18 protein-coding genes are annotated in these 16,251 nt (G+C 37.9%); 7 read left to right on the plus strand and 11 right to left on the minus strand.

Annotated elements, in window-relative coordinates:
- Nucleotides 1-252 precede the first annotated feature (252 nt).
- From J1905_RS21880 to J1905_RS21890, 3 genes are read right to left on the minus strand one after another with little or no spacing between them, the layout of a single operon-like run.
- Nucleotides 253-612: a CoA-binding protein gene (locus tag J1905_RS21880; RefSeq protein WP_214229345.1), complete on the minus strand. Its 360-nt coding sequence runs from the start codon at nucleotides 610-612 to the stop codon at nucleotides 253-255.
- Between the two features lie 3 nt (nucleotides 613-615).
- On the minus strand, nucleotides 616-1,071 hold the full coding sequence (locus J1905_RS21885; RefSeq protein WP_214229346.1) for a DinB family protein: 456 nt from the start codon (nucleotides 1,069-1,071) through the stop codon (nucleotides 616-618).
- Nucleotides 1,072-1,101: 30 nt separating this feature from the next.
- A complete protein-coding gene (locus tag J1905_RS21890; RefSeq protein ID WP_214229347.1) occupies nucleotides 1,102-2,643 on the minus strand; it encodes an NAD(P)/FAD-dependent oxidoreductase in 1,542 nt (513 codons plus the stop codon).
- Nucleotides 2,644-2,736: 93 nt separating this feature from the next.
- Between J1905_RS21890 and J1905_RS21895 the strand changes: the two genes are divergently transcribed.
- The 5 genes from J1905_RS21895 (at nucleotide 2,737) to J1905_RS21915 (ending at nucleotide 5,575) form a co-directional block, all read left to right on the plus strand.
- Nucleotides 2,737-3,318 (plus strand): LemA family protein, encoded by a 582-nt coding sequence (locus J1905_RS21895; protein ID WP_214229348.1) that lies wholly within the window; start codon nucleotides 2,737-2,739, stop codon nucleotides 3,316-3,318.
- Between the two features lie 82 nt (nucleotides 3,319-3,400).
- A complete protein-coding gene (locus J1905_RS21900; RefSeq protein ID WP_214229349.1) occupies nucleotides 3,401-3,844 on the plus strand; it encodes a TPM domain-containing protein in 444 nt (147 codons plus the stop codon).
- A gap of 3 nt (nucleotides 3,845-3,847) precedes the next feature.
- Entirely contained in the window at nucleotides 3,848-4,618 is a 771-nt protein-coding gene (locus J1905_RS21905; protein ID WP_214229350.1) for a TPM domain-containing protein, read from the plus strand.
- A gap of 5 nt (nucleotides 4,619-4,623) precedes the next feature.
- Entirely contained in the window at nucleotides 4,624-5,022 is a 399-nt protein-coding gene (locus J1905_RS21910) for a hypothetical protein (protein WP_214229351.1), read from the plus strand.
- A gap of 1 nt (nucleotide 5,023) precedes the next feature.
- On the plus strand, nucleotides 5,024-5,575 hold the full coding sequence (locus tag J1905_RS21915) for an NUDIX hydrolase (RefSeq protein WP_173093782.1): 552 nt from the start codon (nucleotides 5,024-5,026) through the stop codon (nucleotides 5,573-5,575).
- 77 nt (nucleotides 5,576-5,652) lie between these two features.
- Here J1905_RS21915 and dnaA read toward each other — a convergent pair whose 3' ends face one another.
- The 3 genes from dnaA to J1905_RS21930 form a co-directional block, all read right to left on the minus strand.
- Nucleotides 5,653-7,083, minus strand: a complete 1,431-nt coding sequence (dnaA, locus tag J1905_RS21920) for a chromosomal replication initiator protein DnaA (RefSeq protein ID WP_173093779.1) — start codon at nucleotides 7,081-7,083, stop codon at nucleotides 5,653-5,655.
- 194 nt (nucleotides 7,084-7,277) lie between these two features.
- Nucleotides 7,278-8,825 (minus strand): acyl-CoA mutase large subunit family protein, encoded by a 1,548-nt coding sequence (locus J1905_RS21925; protein WP_214229352.1) that lies wholly within the window; start codon nucleotides 8,823-8,825, stop codon nucleotides 7,278-7,280.
- Between the two features lie 2 nt (nucleotides 8,826-8,827).
- Nucleotides 8,828-9,373, minus strand: coding sequence for a DUF7935 family protein (locus tag J1905_RS21930; protein ID WP_214229353.1), 546 nt, complete (start codon nucleotides 9,371-9,373; stop codon nucleotides 8,828-8,830).
- A 180-nt stretch (nucleotides 9,374-9,553) separates the two neighbouring features.
- Here J1905_RS21930 and J1905_RS21935 point away from each other — a divergent pair, with 180 nt between their 5' ends.
- The gene (locus J1905_RS21935) at nucleotides 9,554-9,907 is read left to right on the plus strand and encodes a HesB/IscA family protein (RefSeq protein ID WP_173093773.1); all 354 of its coding nucleotides are present in this window, start codon (nucleotides 9,554-9,556) and stop codon (nucleotides 9,905-9,907) included.
- Between the two features lie 92 nt (nucleotides 9,908-9,999).
- Nucleotides 10,000-11,232, plus strand: a complete 1,233-nt coding sequence (locus tag J1905_RS21940) for an ABC transporter permease (RefSeq protein WP_214229354.1) — start codon at nucleotides 10,000-10,002, stop codon at nucleotides 11,230-11,232.
- A gap of 16 nt (nucleotides 11,233-11,248) precedes the next feature.
- Here J1905_RS21940 and rfbB read toward each other — a convergent pair whose 3' ends face one another.
- From rfbB to J1905_RS21965, 5 genes are read right to left on the minus strand one after another with little or no spacing between them, the layout of a single operon-like run.
- Nucleotides 11,249-12,301: a dTDP-glucose 4,6-dehydratase gene (rfbB, locus tag J1905_RS21945; RefSeq protein ID WP_214229355.1), complete on the minus strand. Its 1,053-nt coding sequence runs from the start codon at nucleotides 12,299-12,301 to the stop codon at nucleotides 11,249-11,251.
- A 3-nt stretch (nucleotides 12,302-12,304) separates the two neighbouring features.
- On the minus strand, nucleotides 12,305-12,871 hold the full coding sequence (locus J1905_RS21950) for a hypothetical protein (RefSeq protein WP_214229356.1): 567 nt from the start codon (nucleotides 12,869-12,871) through the stop codon (nucleotides 12,305-12,307).
- Nucleotide 12,872: 1 nt separating this feature from the next.
- Complete coding sequence (galE, locus tag J1905_RS21955) at nucleotides 12,873-13,895, minus strand: UDP-glucose 4-epimerase GalE (RefSeq protein ID WP_214229357.1); 1,023 nt, start codon at nucleotides 13,893-13,895, stop codon at nucleotides 12,873-12,875.
- Between the two features lie 5 nt (nucleotides 13,896-13,900).
- The gene (locus tag J1905_RS21960; RefSeq protein ID WP_214229358.1) at nucleotides 13,901-14,890 is read right to left on the minus strand and encodes a UDP-glucuronic acid decarboxylase family protein; all 990 of its coding nucleotides are present in this window, start codon (nucleotides 14,888-14,890) and stop codon (nucleotides 13,901-13,903) included.
- Nucleotides 14,890-16,200 carry a UDP-glucose dehydrogenase family protein gene (locus J1905_RS21965; RefSeq protein WP_214229359.1) on the minus strand — a complete coding sequence of 437 codons (1,311 nt, stop codon included), beginning with the start codon at nucleotides 16,198-16,200 and terminating at the stop codon, nucleotides 14,890-14,892. The genes J1905_RS21960 and J1905_RS21965 overlap by 1 nt, the downstream gene beginning before the upstream one ends.
- Nucleotides 16,201-16,251: the final 51 nt, after the last annotated feature.

Here is a 16,251-nt window from a genome sequence, read left to right on the forward strand (position 1 = left end):
ATGCAAAAATTTTGTCATTACCACTTTTTACGCTTTTTCAATACTAGTCTATCAGGACAAGACAGCCCATATAAATGTATATACCTATATATACAGATAGATCTCTTCAGGGTCGCAACAACAGAACAGGGCTAATTATTAAGAAATAGACAAAAACATTGTCACACAACAAAAACTTAAAGTCACTACCTCTTAAACAAAAAATTCCCTACTCTAAAAAGAATAAGGAAACTCAAAAAGGAATAACCCGAATTAGTACTGGCCCGTAGCTAGCAACACCAAGGTGCAAGCCTCTAATGCTTCTATGTCATTTTCTAACAAGAGTTCTTCCAATTCCTGATTTTCGGTTCCCGGGTTAAAAATAACACGTCTAGGATGAGTTTGTAGTATATAGTTATAGTAGCCACTTTGTAAATGTGGGCCAATATATAAGGTTATCGTATCAATATCATCATGCAGATACCCGGGTTGCTCAATCTCCTCTCCCGCTACTTCGCCTTTTTTTATGCCAACATTGATAATATCGTAGCCTTTCGATTTAAGCATATGTGCTGCCTTATAGGCGTACCTTTCTGGATTAGGGCTTGCCCCGATAATTAGCGTTTTTTTCACAATCTAAAATTTTAACAGCAAAGAAATCTGTCCGGCATGATAAGCATGATGTTGTACCAAGCCATTTAACAATTCAAAATAGTTCAAGCGTGCACCAGTTTCCTGCTGAACTGCAGAACCCCATTGGTCTTCAGAAATTTCCATTGCAAGATGGAGTAGTTTTTCATTAGCTAAGCGAAATTCACTTAAAATGGCATTCCATTCTTGCATTGTTTCTTCTTTAACTTTAGGCCAACCACCATTTTCAGGCTCTTTAGCTATACTTCCCTCTAATCTAGAATATACTTCCTCTGTCCACGAAGTTAAGTGCAATACTATTTCGGCAATACTATGCACACTAGGAATTGGTCTACTAAATATCTGATCTTTACTTACCAAGGCAAGAATAGCAGAAACGCTATTGCCATGCCAAGCATCTCCATAGTATGCCTTTCTCAATTCATTTGCGAAATCAATCATACGGAAACAACAAATAAAAACTAAATGTGTTTAGCTAAACTTCAATATCGCATTGGCGCAATTAACACCATCTATAGCTGCTGATACGATACCTCCGGCATAACCGGCGCCTTCTGCACATGGATACAATCCTGCAACCTGAGGGTGCTGAAAAGTTTCTCTATCTCTTGGTATTCGCACCGGCGATGAGCTTCTGCTTTCTACTCCTACTAAAATAGCTTCATTAGTGTAGTAGCCTCTCATTTTTTTTCCGAACAAAGGCAGGGCGTTCTTAAGACTCGATGCCACAAAATCGGGTAAGGTATCTTTAAGCATTACACTTCTTGTTCCAGGCAGATAAGAGTTTTTAGGTAAATCAATTGAAGTTCGCCCTTCAACAAAATCGACCATTCTTTGCGCCGGAGCAACCAAATCTCCTCCTCCTAACTTAAAGGCGGTTCTTTCTATCTCTGCCTGAAAATGCATCATTCTTAGTGGATCTTCGCCCTTAACATCTTCTAGTGTTATTTGGACTACGGTTCCAGAATTTGCAAATGGGTTATTTCTTTTTGATGGCGACCATCCGTTAACTACTATTTCATCTGCATAAGTTGCGCAAGGTGCGATTATACCTCCAGGGCACATACAAAATGAAAATACGCCCCTATTTCCAACCTGCTCAACTAAACTATAGTAAGCCGGCGGCAAAAACTCGCTTCTAATATCACAATGATACTGTGCTGCATCAATAATTGATTGGGGATGCTCAATTCTTACCCCTAAAGCAAAGGGCTTCGCTTCTACAAGAATGTTTTTCTCGTGAAGCAGTTCATAAATATCTCGTGCAGAATGGCCTGTAGCAAGGATAACAGAATCGGCTAACAGTTTTTCTTCTCCATTAACCACTACTCCTTTTATCTTGCCAAAATCAATAAGGATATCCGTTACTTTTTGATCAAAACGAACCTCCCCTCCTGCATTTAAAATGGTTTCTCTAATTGCAGTGATGATATGAGGTAATTTATTTGTTCCAATATGCGGACGGGCGTCAACAAGAATGTCCTCCGCAGCCCCATGTTGAACAAAAGCCTGAAGTACTTTATTAATATCTCCTCGTTTATTAGATCGGGTATATAACTTACCATCAGAATATGTTCCAGCACCACCTTCGCCGTAGCAATAGTTGGATTCAGTATTTACTATACCCTCTTTATTTATAGCGGCCAGATCTCTTCGGCGTTGCTTAACATCTTTACCCCGCTCAAGAACTATTGGTTTTAATCCATTTTCTATACATTGAAGTGCGGCAAACAATCCGGCAGGACCGGCACCCACAATAATTACATGCCTGGAATTACTGACATTTTGATAGTTAACGACAAAGGATTCTGCCAATTGTGGTTCATCAATAAATACCCTTACCTGAAGTCTGTAAATCACTATCCTTGACCGTGCGTCAATTGACCTTTTAAGGATTTTATAGCCCTTAATCTGTGATACATCAATCTTTAGCGCTTGTGAAAGGTTTTTCTTAAGAGTGCTTATATTATCAATTTCCTCAGGAATGAGTGTAATTTCGACGTCCTTTTGCATAATTCTTGTCAGGTTTTTATCCCGAACTGTAACAAAGGTACAGAAATTGAGTTCTAATGCGTAAATTAACACTGGAAAACAAAACAGAAAAATATGAAAAAAGTAGTTTTAGTAATTGTAGGAATCTTAGTCTTATTGGTGGCAGTAAGTGGTTGTGGTTACAACGGCTTGGTTAAACTGGATGAGGATGTAAAAACCAAATGGGCACAAGTTGAAACACAGTATCAACGTCGTTCTGATTTGATCCCTAATCTTGTAAGCACAGTTAAAGGTGCAGCAAAATTTGAGCAGGGTACATTAACTCAGGTTATTGAAGCACGTGCTAAAGCGAGCCAGATCACAATAGATCCTGAAAAGTTAACTGAAGAGAATATGCAGAAATATCAGGCTGCTCAAGGCCAGTTAAGTCAGGCATTAGGCAAATTAATGGTTCTGACAGAGAACTACCCTGAACTAAAAGCTACTCAACAGTTTAGCGAATTATCAGCTCAGTTGGAAGGTACAGAAAACCGCATCACTGTGGCTCGTAAAGATTTTAACGAATCGGTTCAAACCTATAACACAAAGGTAAGATCGTTCCCTAACAACATTACTGCCGGAATATTTGGATTTAGCCAAAAAGCAGCATTTAAAGCTGATGCTGGTGCACAAAATGCGCCTAAAGTAGAATTTTAATATACCGTAACAACATTTAAGGGTAATGTATGTTTATTCATTTAAACCTGCATTACCCTTATCTTTATAAAGAAATCCAATTATGGGGCCATTCACAGAACAAGAACAAGAACAAATTTCTCAAGCTATATCTGATGCTGAAAAAAGCACTTCAGGCGAAATCAGAATTGCAGTAGATAAACATTGCAGCGGCGAAGCTTACGAAAAGGCAATATCCTACTTTTCGAAACTTGGGATGGATAAAACATCAAGACATAGTGGTGTGCTAATATATCTGGCTTATGAAGATCATAAGTTTGCAATAGTTGGCGATAGTGGAATTAATAAAGTAGTCCCTGAAGATTTTTGGGAAACAACTAAAGTTGCCATGAGAGCACATTTTGCTTCAGGTAATTTAGCCTTGGGTATTATTGCAGGTGTAGTTTTAGCAGGAGAGAAACTTGCAACGTTTTTCCCTTCGCAAAATGACGACATTAATGAACTGCCAAATGATATTATTTTTATGGATCAGAATAAAGCTGTGTAAGCTATGAAAAAACTAATCGTAGCATTATTCTTACTCACAATATCCGCCGTTGGGTTTGCTCAGGATTTTCCGGCAAAGCCAAACAAACTGGTAAATGATTTCACAGGAACGCTTTCTGCTGCTGAACTGCAACAACTGGAACAAAAACTAGTTGCCTTTGATGATTCAAGCTCTACTCAAATAGCAATAGCTATATTGAAATCGGTGGGCGACTATGACATTAATGAGTATGCTCTTGAACTTGGCAGAAAATGGGGGGTTGGTAGTTCAGGAAAAAACAACGGTGTAATGGTAGTAGTGGCTCTTGGCGACAGAAAGATCTCGATCCAAACTGGATATGGTCTGGAAGGTGTACTGCCCGACATCTATGCCAAGCGTATTATTGAAAACGAGATAAAGCCTTATTTTAAAACTGGAAATTACTATCAAGGACTTGAAGCAGGTACTGATGCCATTATAAAATATACTAAGGGCGAATACAAAAACGAGAACCCTAAAAAAGCCAACGACGCAGGTCGCGGAGGCAGTGTTTTAGCTCTTATCATTATCATTGTTGTTATTATCATCATTCTTAGAAGAGGTGGCGGCAGTGGTGGTGGCGGACAAGTTATTGGTGCCCGCGGTGCTGCTGATGCACTTTTCTGGAGTATGCTGCTAGGTGGCGGCAGAAGTTCTGGCGGTGGCTGGGGCGGAGGTAGCGGCGGCGGAGGCGGTGGCTTCGGAGGATTTGGTGGTGGTAGTTTTGGTGGCGGAGGTAGTAGTGGTAGCTGGTAAACGATATGTTAAGACGAGACTTAATTACTGCCGAAATCCAAAAACTTGCTCAAGTTCTGGCTCGTATTATGGGCTTAAAGTTAGAAGGCAAATTAGCTGAAGCTGATGATCTACTTATTGAGTCGTTAGCAAATGATTTCGGGATTACACCAGAAGAATTGTATTCAACTTCTTCTGATGAATTTGATGTGCTGCTAACCGAAAAGGCATTTCCTGCTGAAAAGCTAGAAATGCTAAGTCAGTTCTTCTATTCCCAATTCGATCGTTCTGTTATTAATCCGAGAAACGATTCTTTTGCGGAAAAGCTTTCCTTAATATACCGTATTCTTGAAACCAAACATCACATTGTAAACATGACTAATCTAGACCGTCAAAAGCTGGTCGATCAATATCTTAATAGCTAATATGGAAATAAAAAAATGGCAGAGACTTTCATCAAGATACCTGGTGAAAGAAAAATGGGCGACTTTACGTGTGGATACTTGCGATTTGCAAAATGGGGTTATAAAAGACGACTATTATGTTCTGGAATATCCAAATTGGGTTAATGCTATTGCAGTAACCGAGGACAACAAAATAATTATGGTTCGACAGTATCGTCATGGAGCAGATATCATATCATTAGAAATACCTGGGGGCGTTATAGATGGAGATGAGTTACCTGAAGTTGCCATTAAACGAGAGTTATTAGAGGAAACCGGTTATTCATTTAAAAGTGCAGAACTGATAGCTACATTATACCCTAATCCGGCAACAGCAACAAATGTTACTTATACCTATTTGCTAAAAGGAGGCGTTAAAACCCACGATCAGCATTTAGATGAACATGAGATCCTTAATGTTGAGGAATACACTATAGACGAGGTTAAACAAATCCTTAAGGACAATAAAATTGAACAAGCCTTACATTCTGCAGCCTTATTTTATGGCCTAATGAAACTTGAGGTTCTTAAATAGAAAGTTATCACATAAAAAAGCCCTGCAAGTAAAACTTGCAGGGCTTTTTTATGTGATAAGACTTGAGCTCTAATGATTTAGCTCATTTTTAGTTTCTTTTGTATGTCGTGTACGTAACCTTTAAACTTCTTATCTGTATCAATTAAATCTTCTACAGTCTGACATGCATAAATTACTGTCGAGTGATCTCTTCCTCCGAAGAAAGCTCCAATAGTTTTTAACGATGACTTAGTGTGACTCTTAGAAAGATACATGGAAATCTGTCTTGCCTGAACAATTTCACGTTTCCGTGTTTGCGATTTCACCATGTCTACAGGAACTTCAAAATACTCACACACCAATTTTTGGATGTATTCCATTGAAATCTCTTTGGAAGTGTTTTTGATGAAGTTTTTCAACATCTGTTTAGCTAGTGCTAAATCGATGTCTTTCTTGTTTAAAGTTGATTGAGCTAACAGGGAAACCATTGCACCTTCCAGTTCCCTTACGTTATTATCAATGTTGTGGGCTACGTACTCCACTACTTCAGCTGGCAATTCAATACCATCTGCATACATTTTCTTTTTAAGAATTGCTATTCTTGTTTCAAAATCAGGAATCTGCAAATCTGCAGAAAGACCCCATTTAAAACGACTTAACAACCTTTCTTCTAGTCCTGCAAGGTCTTTAGGTGCTTTATCTGACGACAAAATAACCTGTTTACCTGATTGATGAAGATGATTAAAGATATGGAAGAATATATCTTGTGTTTTCTCTTTACCTGCAAAGTTGTGCACATCATCCATGATGATTACATCCATTGCCTGATAGAAGTTCACAAAATCATTAATCGTATTGTTCTTTAATGAATCAACAAATTGCTGACAGAATTTCTCACATGAAACATAAATTACCAGTTTGTCTGGCATGTTACGTTTAATTTCATTACCAATAGCCTGGGCAAGGTGTGTTTTTCCTAACCCTACTCCTCCATAAATCATTAACGGATTAAACGAAGTACCTCCTGGTTTTGCGGCTACGGCATAGCCCGCTGATCTTGCTAAACGGTTGCAGTCTCCCTCTATGTAATTCTCAAACGTATAGTTAGAATTCAATTGAGGATCAACATTAAGTTTCTTTAATCCCGGAATAATAAAAGGGTTCTTAATGTCTTTGTTTATAGAAACCGGAATTGGCATTGATTGAATCTTTGCCTCTGCCCCATTTCCATTACTTGGCATGTTGGTAGTATATGGCGACCCCGTATTAGAAGACTTATCCACAACGATGTTATACTCTAACCTTCCCTCATCTCCTAATTGCTTTTTAACTGTTTTACGAAGCAGACCTACATAATGTTCTTCCAACCATTCATAGAAGAACAAACTAGGCACTTGTATGGTTAAAACTTTGCCTTCCAATTTCAATGCTGATATCGGTTCGAACCAAGTCTTGAAACTTTGGGTCGGTATGTTATCTTTTATGATTTGGAGACAGTTTTTCCACACTTCTGTACAAGTTTTTTCCATTGTTATTCTATAATTTGTTGGTTTACAGTGACGATACGAGCATAAAAAAACTGCTGTTTCGAGAGATCGAATATTCAAAAAATTATCAACAAAAAAAACTTAATTTTCATTTATTTGGTAACTACTTAACCTGCAAGAAGCTACCCTTGTTAACCTGAATTTTTTGTGTTAATAACTATTTATTAACATCCTTTTTAATATTCTCCAAAAACATTACGTAGAACATCAGCTATCTCTCCGAGGGTTGCGTATGCTTCAACCGCTATCAAAATGTGTGGCATTAGATTCTCAGTCCCTTTAGCGGCTTCAGATAAATTATTCAACGCTTTTTCAACAGCATTGTTGTCTCTTTCTGCTTTTAGCTTGGTTATCTTCTCAGTTTGTATTGTACGGATAGATTCATCTATAGTAAATACTTCAGTTATGCCTTCCTGTTCCTGTGTAAATTTGTTTACACCAACAATTACCCTACTGGCCTCTTCAACCTCAACCTGATAACGATAAGCCGCGTCTGCAATTTCATTTTGAATATACTCATTTTCTATTGCATCTACAGAACCACCCATCGCATCTATCTTATCTATATACAACTGCGCTGCTGCTTCAATTTCATCAGTTAGTGTTTCTACAAAATACGACCCTGCCAATGGATCTACCGTATCAGTCACTCCACTTTCAAAAGCGATTACCTGCTGTGTACGCAAAGCGATTTTTGCCGCAGCTTCAGTTGGTAAGGACAGCGCTTCATCATATCCATTTGTATGCAGAGACTGGGTACCTCCTAAAACTGCTGCCATGGCCTGATTAGTTACCCTGATTACATTATTAAGTGGCTGCTGCGCAGTAAGTGTTGATCCGCCGGTTTGCGTGTGAAAACGCAGCATCTGAGCTTTCTCATCTGTTGCCCCAAGTTCCTTTGTTATTTTGGCCCACATTCTTCTGGCAGCTCTAAATTTAGCTATCTCCTCAAAGAAATTATTATGGCAATTGAAGAAGAAAGAAAGTCGTTTAGCGAATATATTAATATCCAACCCCTTATCTAACGCGGCATTAAGGTATGCCTTTCCGTTTGCCAGAGTAAATGCCAGTTCCTGAACAGCAGTAGATCCAGCTTCGCGGATGTGGTACCCAGAAATAGATATCGTATTCCACTTAGGCACCTCCTTACTGCAATATTCAAAAATATCAGTAATGATCCTCATTGAGGGTTTTGGTGGATATATATACGTACCTCTTGCGGCATACTCTTTTAAGATATCATTTTGAATAGTACCGGATATCTGCTTAATGTCTGCTCCCTGTTTTTTGGCTAATGCAATATACATTGCCAATAAAATTGAGGCAGTAGCATTTATTGTCATAGATGTGGTGATCTTTTGCAGTTCTATCCCATCAAACAATATCTCTATATCTTTTAATGAATCGATAGCAACACCAACCTTACCTACTTCCCCTTCTGACATATCGTGATCAGAATCATATCCAATTTGAGTAGGAAGATCAAATGCGACTGACAAACCCATTGTCCCTTGCTTTAGCAAGTAATGATAACGCTTGTTAGATTCTTCGGCAGTGGAAAATCCTGCATACTGCCTCATCGTCCACAACCTACCTCTATACATATCCTTTTGGATACCTCTGGTAAAAGGAAATTCGCCGGGAGTTTCTGTTAAAGGTTTTGCGACAGTGTATACTTCCTTTATTTCAATGCCTGAAGTTGTGGTAAACGTTTTCTCTTTCATAATTAAAATAACAAATGAATATCCTTTTTAATCAGATCTAATGTTAAATCATAAGGGTTATCGGCAATACCCGCCATATGCTGCAATATCTTTCTACTCAAATCTACACCTTCTGCTTCGGCAGGTAGGCCACGTGCGGCATTGCTAACCATAGTTAAGGTATCATCTTTAAGCTTACGCGCAACATCCCATGTTACTGCACTTATATATAATTGCTGAGCTACATTATGCTGATACTCTGATCTTACTTCATTAAGTAATACTGACTGAAGATCGACAACAGAAATGCCTTGCTGGTGTACACGTATTAATAAATTAGCAGGATTAATCCTATCTACAAAAACAATAAGGCGTTCATGCGCCTGAAGTCGTAACGGAAGTATATGCAAATGTTCTTCCTTTTTAGGGTCTGATGGTTTAGTTTCAACAGATTTTGTAACCAGGTACTTGCGCAAATCATTTATAAAGAGATAATATCCGGCTGCAACAGTTATAATACCACCTGTAGCCAATATGGCAACTTCTGTTAAAAAGTTTTGTACGTTCATTCAGCTTTGTTTGAATACAGTAATAATTAGTATAGAGTCTCAGCAAAAATGTACAAATTATTTATATTTACGCCACTATTTGACATATTAAATAACGAGATAGACGTCTCTATCAGAGATAGCTATAGCACGTTTATAAACAATTATAACTAAATTTGTACTTCCTAATTTTTCAAGAATATGAGTAATACAGTAGATACAGCATTTGCACCGGTAACTTTCACAGAAGGCGCTGTAAAGGAGCTTTTTAAATTAAAAGATCAGCAAGAGATTTCTGAAGACTTCGGATTGCGCGTAGGAGTTGACGGAGGAGGTTGCTCTGGAATGAGCTACGTACTAGGTTTTGATCAGAAAAAAGAAGGCGATCAGGAATTCATTATTGACGGCATTAAAGTTTTTATGCACAAAGCTCATCAGATGTATTTGATGGGAATGCAGGTAGACTGGCAGGATGGTTTAAACTCAAGAGGCTTCACTTTCAGTAACCCAAATGCGAACAGCACGTGTGGTTGCGGAACAAGTTTCTCAGTTTAAGTTCCTATTCTTTTGTAACATTATACATGGTCTCGTTGTCTTAACAGCGGGACTTTTTATTTTTATCCCTTTAAGAATATATTTCATTTGAAATGACCTATACCGAAAACGTACGACTAGCCCTTCAATCTATAAAAAGCAACCGCTTGCGCACTATGCTTACAGCATTGATTATTGCAATTGGTTTATCTGCATTAGTAGGTATATTAACAACACTCGATGCTGTAAAGAAAAGCATGACGGAGGCCTTCTCTAGTATGGGGGCCAACGCTTTCACTGTCAGAAACAGAGGGTCAGGCATTAGAGTTGGTGGTTCAGGGCAGCGTCCGAAACCATTCAGATCTATCAAATATGAAGATGCCATAAGCTTTAAAGAAAGACTAAATACCCCTGCAACAGTAGCAATCAGTGTATTTGCCACAGGTGGCTCAACTGCAAAATATGGAGCTGAAAAAACCAACCCAAACATCAATATTCAAGGTATTGATGAGAACGGACTAAACGCACAGGGGTTCAACCTTACGCTTGGACGTAATTTCAGCCTGGCTGAGGTCCAATCTGGCAACAACGTTTGTATAGTAGGTAACGAGATTAGAACCAAACTTTTTAAGAATCAGGATCCCATAGATAAAATCATTAATGTCGGGAACAATAGGCTAAAAATTATTGGCGTTCTTGAATCTAAAGGCCAAAGTATGGGCTTTAGTGGAGACAGATCCGTTTATGTCCCTCTTTTAAAGGCAAAACTGATCAACACCAATTCAAATCCTTCTTATACCATTACCGTAATGGTGCCGAGTAATGATCAAATGGACAACATCATTGGCGAGGCGACATCGGAACTGAGAAAAATAAGGAAAGTAAAAATCTCCGAACCCAATAATTTTGAAATCACCAAAAGTGATTCACTTGCTCAAACACTATTCGAACAACTTCGAATGGTTGTATTGGGCGGTATAGCCATTGGAGTTATTACACTAATTGGTGCCTCAATTGGCTTGATGAATATCATGCTCGTTTCTGTAACAGAAAGAACCCGAGAAATTGGAATCAGAAAAGCCATTGGAGCTAATCCTTCAGTAATCAGAAAACAGTTCCTTATTGAGGCTGTCATCATCTGTCTTATTGGCGGCGCGTTTGGTATATTCCTGGGTATTGCTATTGGAAACCTAATCTCCTTTGCCATGGGAGGATCATTCATCATACCATGGGAATGGATTATGGGAGGTTTCGCGCTATGTGTTGGTGTTGGAATTATCTCAGGCTATTATCCTGCAAAAAAAGCTTCTAAACTTGATCCGGTAGAAGCATTAAGATATGAATAAAAAAAAGGGAAGATAACTATCTTCCCTCATATTGATTTTCGTAGTAAGCCTGGTAATTTCCAGAAGTGACATCAGAAAGCCACCCTTCATTTTGTAAATACCATTCTACTGTTTTCTCTAATCCTTCTTCAAACTGCAAACTAGGTACCCAGTTTAACTCATTTTGAAGTTTAGTTGAGTCGATAGCATAACGTAAGTCATGGCCAGCTCTATCTGTTACAAAAGTAATCAGCTTTGCCGACTCCCCTTCTGTTCTACCTAGCTTCTTATCCATTATTTCACATAATAAATGAATAAGATCTATGTTTTTCCATTCATTATGACCACCAATGTTATAAGTTTGGCCTGTTTTAGCTTGATGGAAAATAACATCAATTGCACGCGCATGATCTTCTACCCACAACCAATCGCGAACATTTTCGCCCTTGCCATAAACAGGCACCGGCTGTCCATTCTTAATGTTATTGATTGCTAATGGTATAAGTTTTTCAGGAAAATGATGAGACCCATAATTGTTTGAACAATTAGACACTACGATATCTATACCATAGGTATCATGATATGCTCTTACAAAATGATCTGAAGATGCTTTTGAAGCTGAATACGGGCTATGTGGATCATAAGCTGTTGACTCAGTAAACATTCCTGTTTCACCTAGTGCTCCATAAACCTCATCTGTCGAAACATGGTAGAATCTTTTCTTATCATAGTCGCCTTTCCAATATTCACGAGCCGCATTCAAAAGATTAACGGTTCCAATAACATTAGTCATCACAAACGCTGTTGGATCAGCAATTGACCTGTCAACATGCGACTCAGCGGCTAAATGAATAACTGCGTCGAAATTCTCTTTCCCAAATAATTCATTTATAACAGATGCTTCAGTGATATCTGCTTTAACAAAACGATAGTTTGGTTTATCTTCAATATCAGTAAGATTTGCAAGATTACCTGCATAAGTCAGCTTATCCAGATTCACGATCAGATAATCAGGGTAGTTATTTACAAACCTTCTTACTACATGAGAGCCAATAAATCCTGCTCCTCCGGTTATTAATATTTTTTTCATGGTTTATAGTTCTTTAGGCAGCCCAAGTTCTTCAGCTACCATGGATGTTTTGTTTTGATATATCTTAGCAAGTACTACATTTAACGAATCTCTTAAATCAAACTGAAGGTCTTCGTGTAGTTTACTGTACTTACTTAGTACAGAAACTGTCGATTTAACAAAATAAACCGACAGTTTCTCATTAAACTTATGCAATGGCGAAAAAACACCATCATTAAAATCTATTGGAATATGTTTTAATAAATGGACTCTCAATTCCATTTCAGTAGTAACATCTTTAGTTACCTTAAAATGATGAGTAATGCTTCCATTTAACTTACGCATCTTCAATATAGTATCTTTTGACGTGAGCCTTTTGTTAGACGAAAGTTCGTTAACCGTTTCATCTATTGTGGCCAATAACTTTTCATAACGCTCTACCAAATCATGCTCATCCTCAAGCAACTTAAAGTGCAAATGTTCTGTTAAAACCTTATCCTTAGCAATTAGCCTGAGCAATAATTTATCTTTTTCCTTTTCAGGAAGAGACTTTATCTCTAGTTTAAGATCCTTATGCTCACTTAACAGCATCCTAGAATGGGTTGTCTTTTAAATACTTCTCCCAATTCCATGCGGACGACATCATTACATCGATATCCAATTCTGCTTTCCAGTTTAAATCTCTGGCAGATTTAGTTACATCTCCCCAAACTTTTTCGATATCACCTTCTCTTCTGGCTCCGATAGTGTATTGTAATTTTTGACCAGTTGATTTTTCGAAAGCATCAATCACTTGCAATACTGAAGAACCTTTTCCTGTACCTAAATTAAACACTTCATAATTTGAAGCTGCAGCATCACTTTCTAAACGTTTAATGGCTGCAACGTGTGCCTTAGCTAAATCCACTACGTGAATGTAATCTCTTATCGCACTTCCGTCTGGGGTATCATAATCATTACCATAAACAGTTATAGGGCCACGTTTGCCAATAGCAGATTGTGTAATAAATGGAACAAGGTTTTGAGGAACTCCAATTGGCAACTCACCAATTAAAGCAGTATGATGCGCCCCTACCGGATTAAAATAACGAAGCGAAGTCACTTTTAAAGAAGGTGTAACAGCACAAGTTTCCTGCAAAATCTCCTCAGCTATTTGTTTTGTGTTACCATAAGGTGATTCTGCCTTTTTTGTCGGAGCCTCTTCAGTTACAGGCAACACATCAGGCTGTCCATAAACAGTGCATGATGAAGAGAATACTAACTTAATCGAGCTATTAAATGCACTAATAAGATTAATTAGCGAATAAAAATTGTTTTTATAATATTTTAGCGGCTGTTGAACTGATTCGCCAACTGCTTTAAAGGCTGCAAAATGAATTACACCATCTATATCAGTATTTTTAGATACAAATTCAGTTACTTTAGCTTCGTCACAAAGGTTAAGCTCAACAAACTCTGGCTTAATTCCTATAATTGCCTCTATTTGATCAAGTATTTTAGGATTAGAATTAGAAAGGTCATCGACAATTATCACCTCATATCCTGCATTGTGTAATTCAACCACTGTATGGGAACCAATAAAACCGGTTCCTCCAGTTACTAATATTTTAGACATTCTTATTAACGGTTATATGTTGTAAAATCTTTATGTTCTTTATCTATTAACGCTTCTTTCGGTAATGATTTAAAGTATTCGTAAGTAATCTTTAATCCTTCTGCGCGACTTACTTTTGGTTCCCAACCTAAAATTTCTCTCGCTTTTGTAATATCTGGACGACGTTGCTTCGGATCATCAACAGGCAAGTCTTTTAAAACTAGTTTTTGCGAAGTGCCCGTTAATTTAATAATCTCTTCTCCAAACTGCTTAATTGTAATTTCATCTGGATTCCCGATATTAACCGGCATAGCATAATCGCTTAATAACAATCTATAGATACCTTCTATAAGGTCATCAACATAGCAGAAAGATCTGGTTTGAGATCCATCACCAAATACGGTTAAGTCCTCGCCTCTTAATGCCTGACCAATAAAAGCAGGTAAAACACGTCCATCATTTAATCGCATTCTAGGCCCATAGGTATTAAATATTCTCACTATTCGTGTTTCCACTCCATGAAAAGTATGGTAAGCCATTGTCATTGCTTCCTGAAAGCGCTTAGCTTCATCATAAACACCTCTTGGCCCTACCGGGTTTACATTACCCCAGTATTCCTCTGGCTGTGGATTCACACTTGGATCACCATAAACTTCTGACGTAGATGCGATTAGCATTCTGGCATTTTTGTTTTTCGCCAATCCCAACAAATTATGTGTTCCCAAAGAACCAACCTTTAAAGTCTGAATAGGTATTTTAAGATAGTCGATTGGACTAGCAGGTGATGCGAAATGAAGTATATAATCCAATTTACCGGATACATGAACAAATTTTGAAACATCATGGTGTGCAAACTCAAAACTTTCCAATCCAAATAAATGCTCTATATTTTTCAGATCTCCGGTTATCAGGTTATCCATGCCAATAACATAGTAGCCTTCTTTTATAAACCTATCGCATAAATGCGATCCTAGAAAACCGGCAGCTCCGGTAATTAAAATTCTTTTGCGTCCCATTAATTTATTAGCTTACGGCCTATACTGTTATAATAATATCCTAAATCGATCATTTTGTCAAGATCATATAAATTACGTCCATCAAAAATAACCTTATTCGTTAATGTCTGTTCCATCCTCTCAAAATCCGGATTTCTGAAAACAGACCATTCAGTTGCAATCAGTAATGCATCCGCACCCTCTAAAGCTTCATACTGATTAGTTGAGTACTGGATTTTATCGCCAACCACTGCTTTTACGTTATTAATACCTTCGGGATCGAAAGCAGCAACAGTTGCACCATGTTTTAGTAGCTCATTAATAATGTATAAAGCCGGTGCTTCACGGATATCATCAGTTTCAGGTTTAAAAGCCAAGCCCCATAATGCAAAGTGCTTCCCTTTTAAATCATTTTTATAATATTTTAAAAGTTTATCAACCAAAACAACTTTCTGTCTTTCATTCACATTCATTACAGCTCTAAGAATCTGAAAATCATAATTGTGTTCATCAGCAGCTTTAGCTAATGCCTGTACATCTTTAGGGAAGCAACTGCCACCATAACCGATACCCGGGAACAAAAATCGTTTACCGATCCTATCATCTGAACCGATACCTTTACGCACTGCATCAACATCAGCCCCTACAATTTCGCATAGATTCGCTACCTCGTTCATAAAGGTGATTTTAGTAGCCAGGAATGAATTAGCAGCATATTTTGTTAATTCAGATGAACGCTCATCCATAAATAGAATTGGATTTCCTTGTCTAACGTATGGACCGTACAGTTCCAAAAGCAGTTTTTTTGCTCTTTCGCTACGTGTACCAATAACTACCCTATCAGGCTTCATAAAATCATCCACAGCAACACCTTCACGCAAAAACTCAGGGTTTGAAACCACATCAATCTCAACAGAAGTATTTTCTGTAAATACTGCCTGAACTTTATCTGCAGTTCCGACGGGAACTGTCGACTTATTGATAATCACTTTATACTCCGTTACCAGCTTAGAAATATCCTTTGCAGCACCTAAAATATACGATAAATCTGCAGCACCATCACCACCCGGAGGCGTTGGCAAAGCCATAAAAATAATTTGAGCGTCTTTAATCGCCACTGCCAGATCAGTAGTAAACACCAACCTTCCCTGTGCAATATTTCTATGAAACAAAATATCTAACCCGGGTTCATAAATAGGAATCTCACCATTCTGCATTTTGAGCACTTTGGCTTCATTAACGTCGACACAAATAACGTCGTTACCAGTTTCAGCTAAACAAGTTCCGGTAACTAAACCTACATAACCTGTTCCTATTACGGCTATTTTCATATATTAATTTGGTTTTAATTTTATTGAAGTATCTTCGGCTAAGATAAGAAA

It is taken from the genome of Pedobacter sp. B4-66 (assembly GCF_018492665.1).
Classification (GTDB): Bacteria; Bacteroidota; Bacteroidia; order Sphingobacteriales; family Sphingobacteriaceae; genus Pedobacter.

Bases quoted from the DNA above. Each gene is read 5' to 3' on its own strand.
- J1905_RS21885 (WP_214229346.1), bottom strand. From the start codon at position 1,071: ATGATTGATTTCGCAAATGAATTGAGAAAGGCATACTATGGAGATGCT.
- J1905_RS21890 (WP_214229347.1), bottom strand. From the start codon at position 2,643: ATGCAAAAGGACGTCGAAATTACACTCATTCCTGAGGAAATTGATAAT.
- J1905_RS21895 (WP_214229348.1), top strand. From the start codon at position 2,737: ATGAAAAAAGTAGTTTTAGTAATTGTAGGAATCTTAGTCTTATTGGTG.
- J1905_RS21900 (WP_214229349.1), top strand. From the start codon at position 3,401: ATGGGGCCATTCACAGAACAAGAACAAGAACAAATTTCTCAAGCTATA.
- J1905_RS21905 (WP_214229350.1), top strand. From the start codon at position 3,848: ATGAAAAAACTAATCGTAGCATTATTCTTACTCACAATATCCGCCGTT.
- J1905_RS21910 (WP_214229351.1), top strand. From the start codon at position 4,624: ATGTTAAGACGAGACTTAATTACTGCCGAAATCCAAAAACTTGCTCAA.
- J1905_RS21915 (WP_173093782.1), top strand. From the start codon at position 5,024: ATGGAAATAAAAAAATGGCAGAGACTTTCATCAAGATACCTGGTGAAA.
- dnaA (WP_173093779.1), bottom strand. From the start codon at position 7,083: ATGGAAAAAACTTGTACAGAAGTGTGGAAAAACTGTCTCCAAATCATA.
- J1905_RS21925 (WP_214229352.1), bottom strand. From the start codon at position 8,825: ATGAAAGAGAAAACGTTTACCACAACTTCAGGCATTGAAATAAAGGAA.
- J1905_RS21930 (WP_214229353.1), bottom strand. From the start codon at position 9,373: ATGAACGTACAAAACTTTTTAACAGAAGTTGCCATATTGGCTACAGGT.
- J1905_RS21935 (WP_173093773.1), top strand. From the start codon at position 9,554: ATGAGTAATACAGTAGATACAGCATTTGCACCGGTAACTTTCACAGAA.
- J1905_RS21940 (WP_214229354.1), top strand. From the start codon at position 10,000: ATGACCTATACCGAAAACGTACGACTAGCCCTTCAATCTATAAAAAGC.
- rfbB (WP_214229355.1), bottom strand. From the start codon at position 12,301: ATGAAAAAAATATTAATAACCGGAGGAGCAGGATTTATTGGCTCTCAT.
- J1905_RS21950 (WP_214229356.1), bottom strand. From the start codon at position 12,871: ATGCTGTTAAGTGAGCATAAGGATCTTAAACTAGAGATAAAGTCTCTT.
- galE (WP_214229357.1), bottom strand. From the start codon at position 13,895: ATGTCTAAAATATTAGTAACTGGAGGAACCGGTTTTATTGGTTCCCAT.
- J1905_RS21960 (WP_214229358.1), bottom strand. From the start codon at position 14,890: ATGGGACGCAAAAGAATTTTAATTACCGGAGCTGCCGGTTTTCTAGGA.
- J1905_RS21965 (WP_214229359.1), bottom strand. From the start codon at position 16,200: ATGAAAATAGCCGTAATAGGAACAGGTTATGTAGGTTTAGTTACCGGA.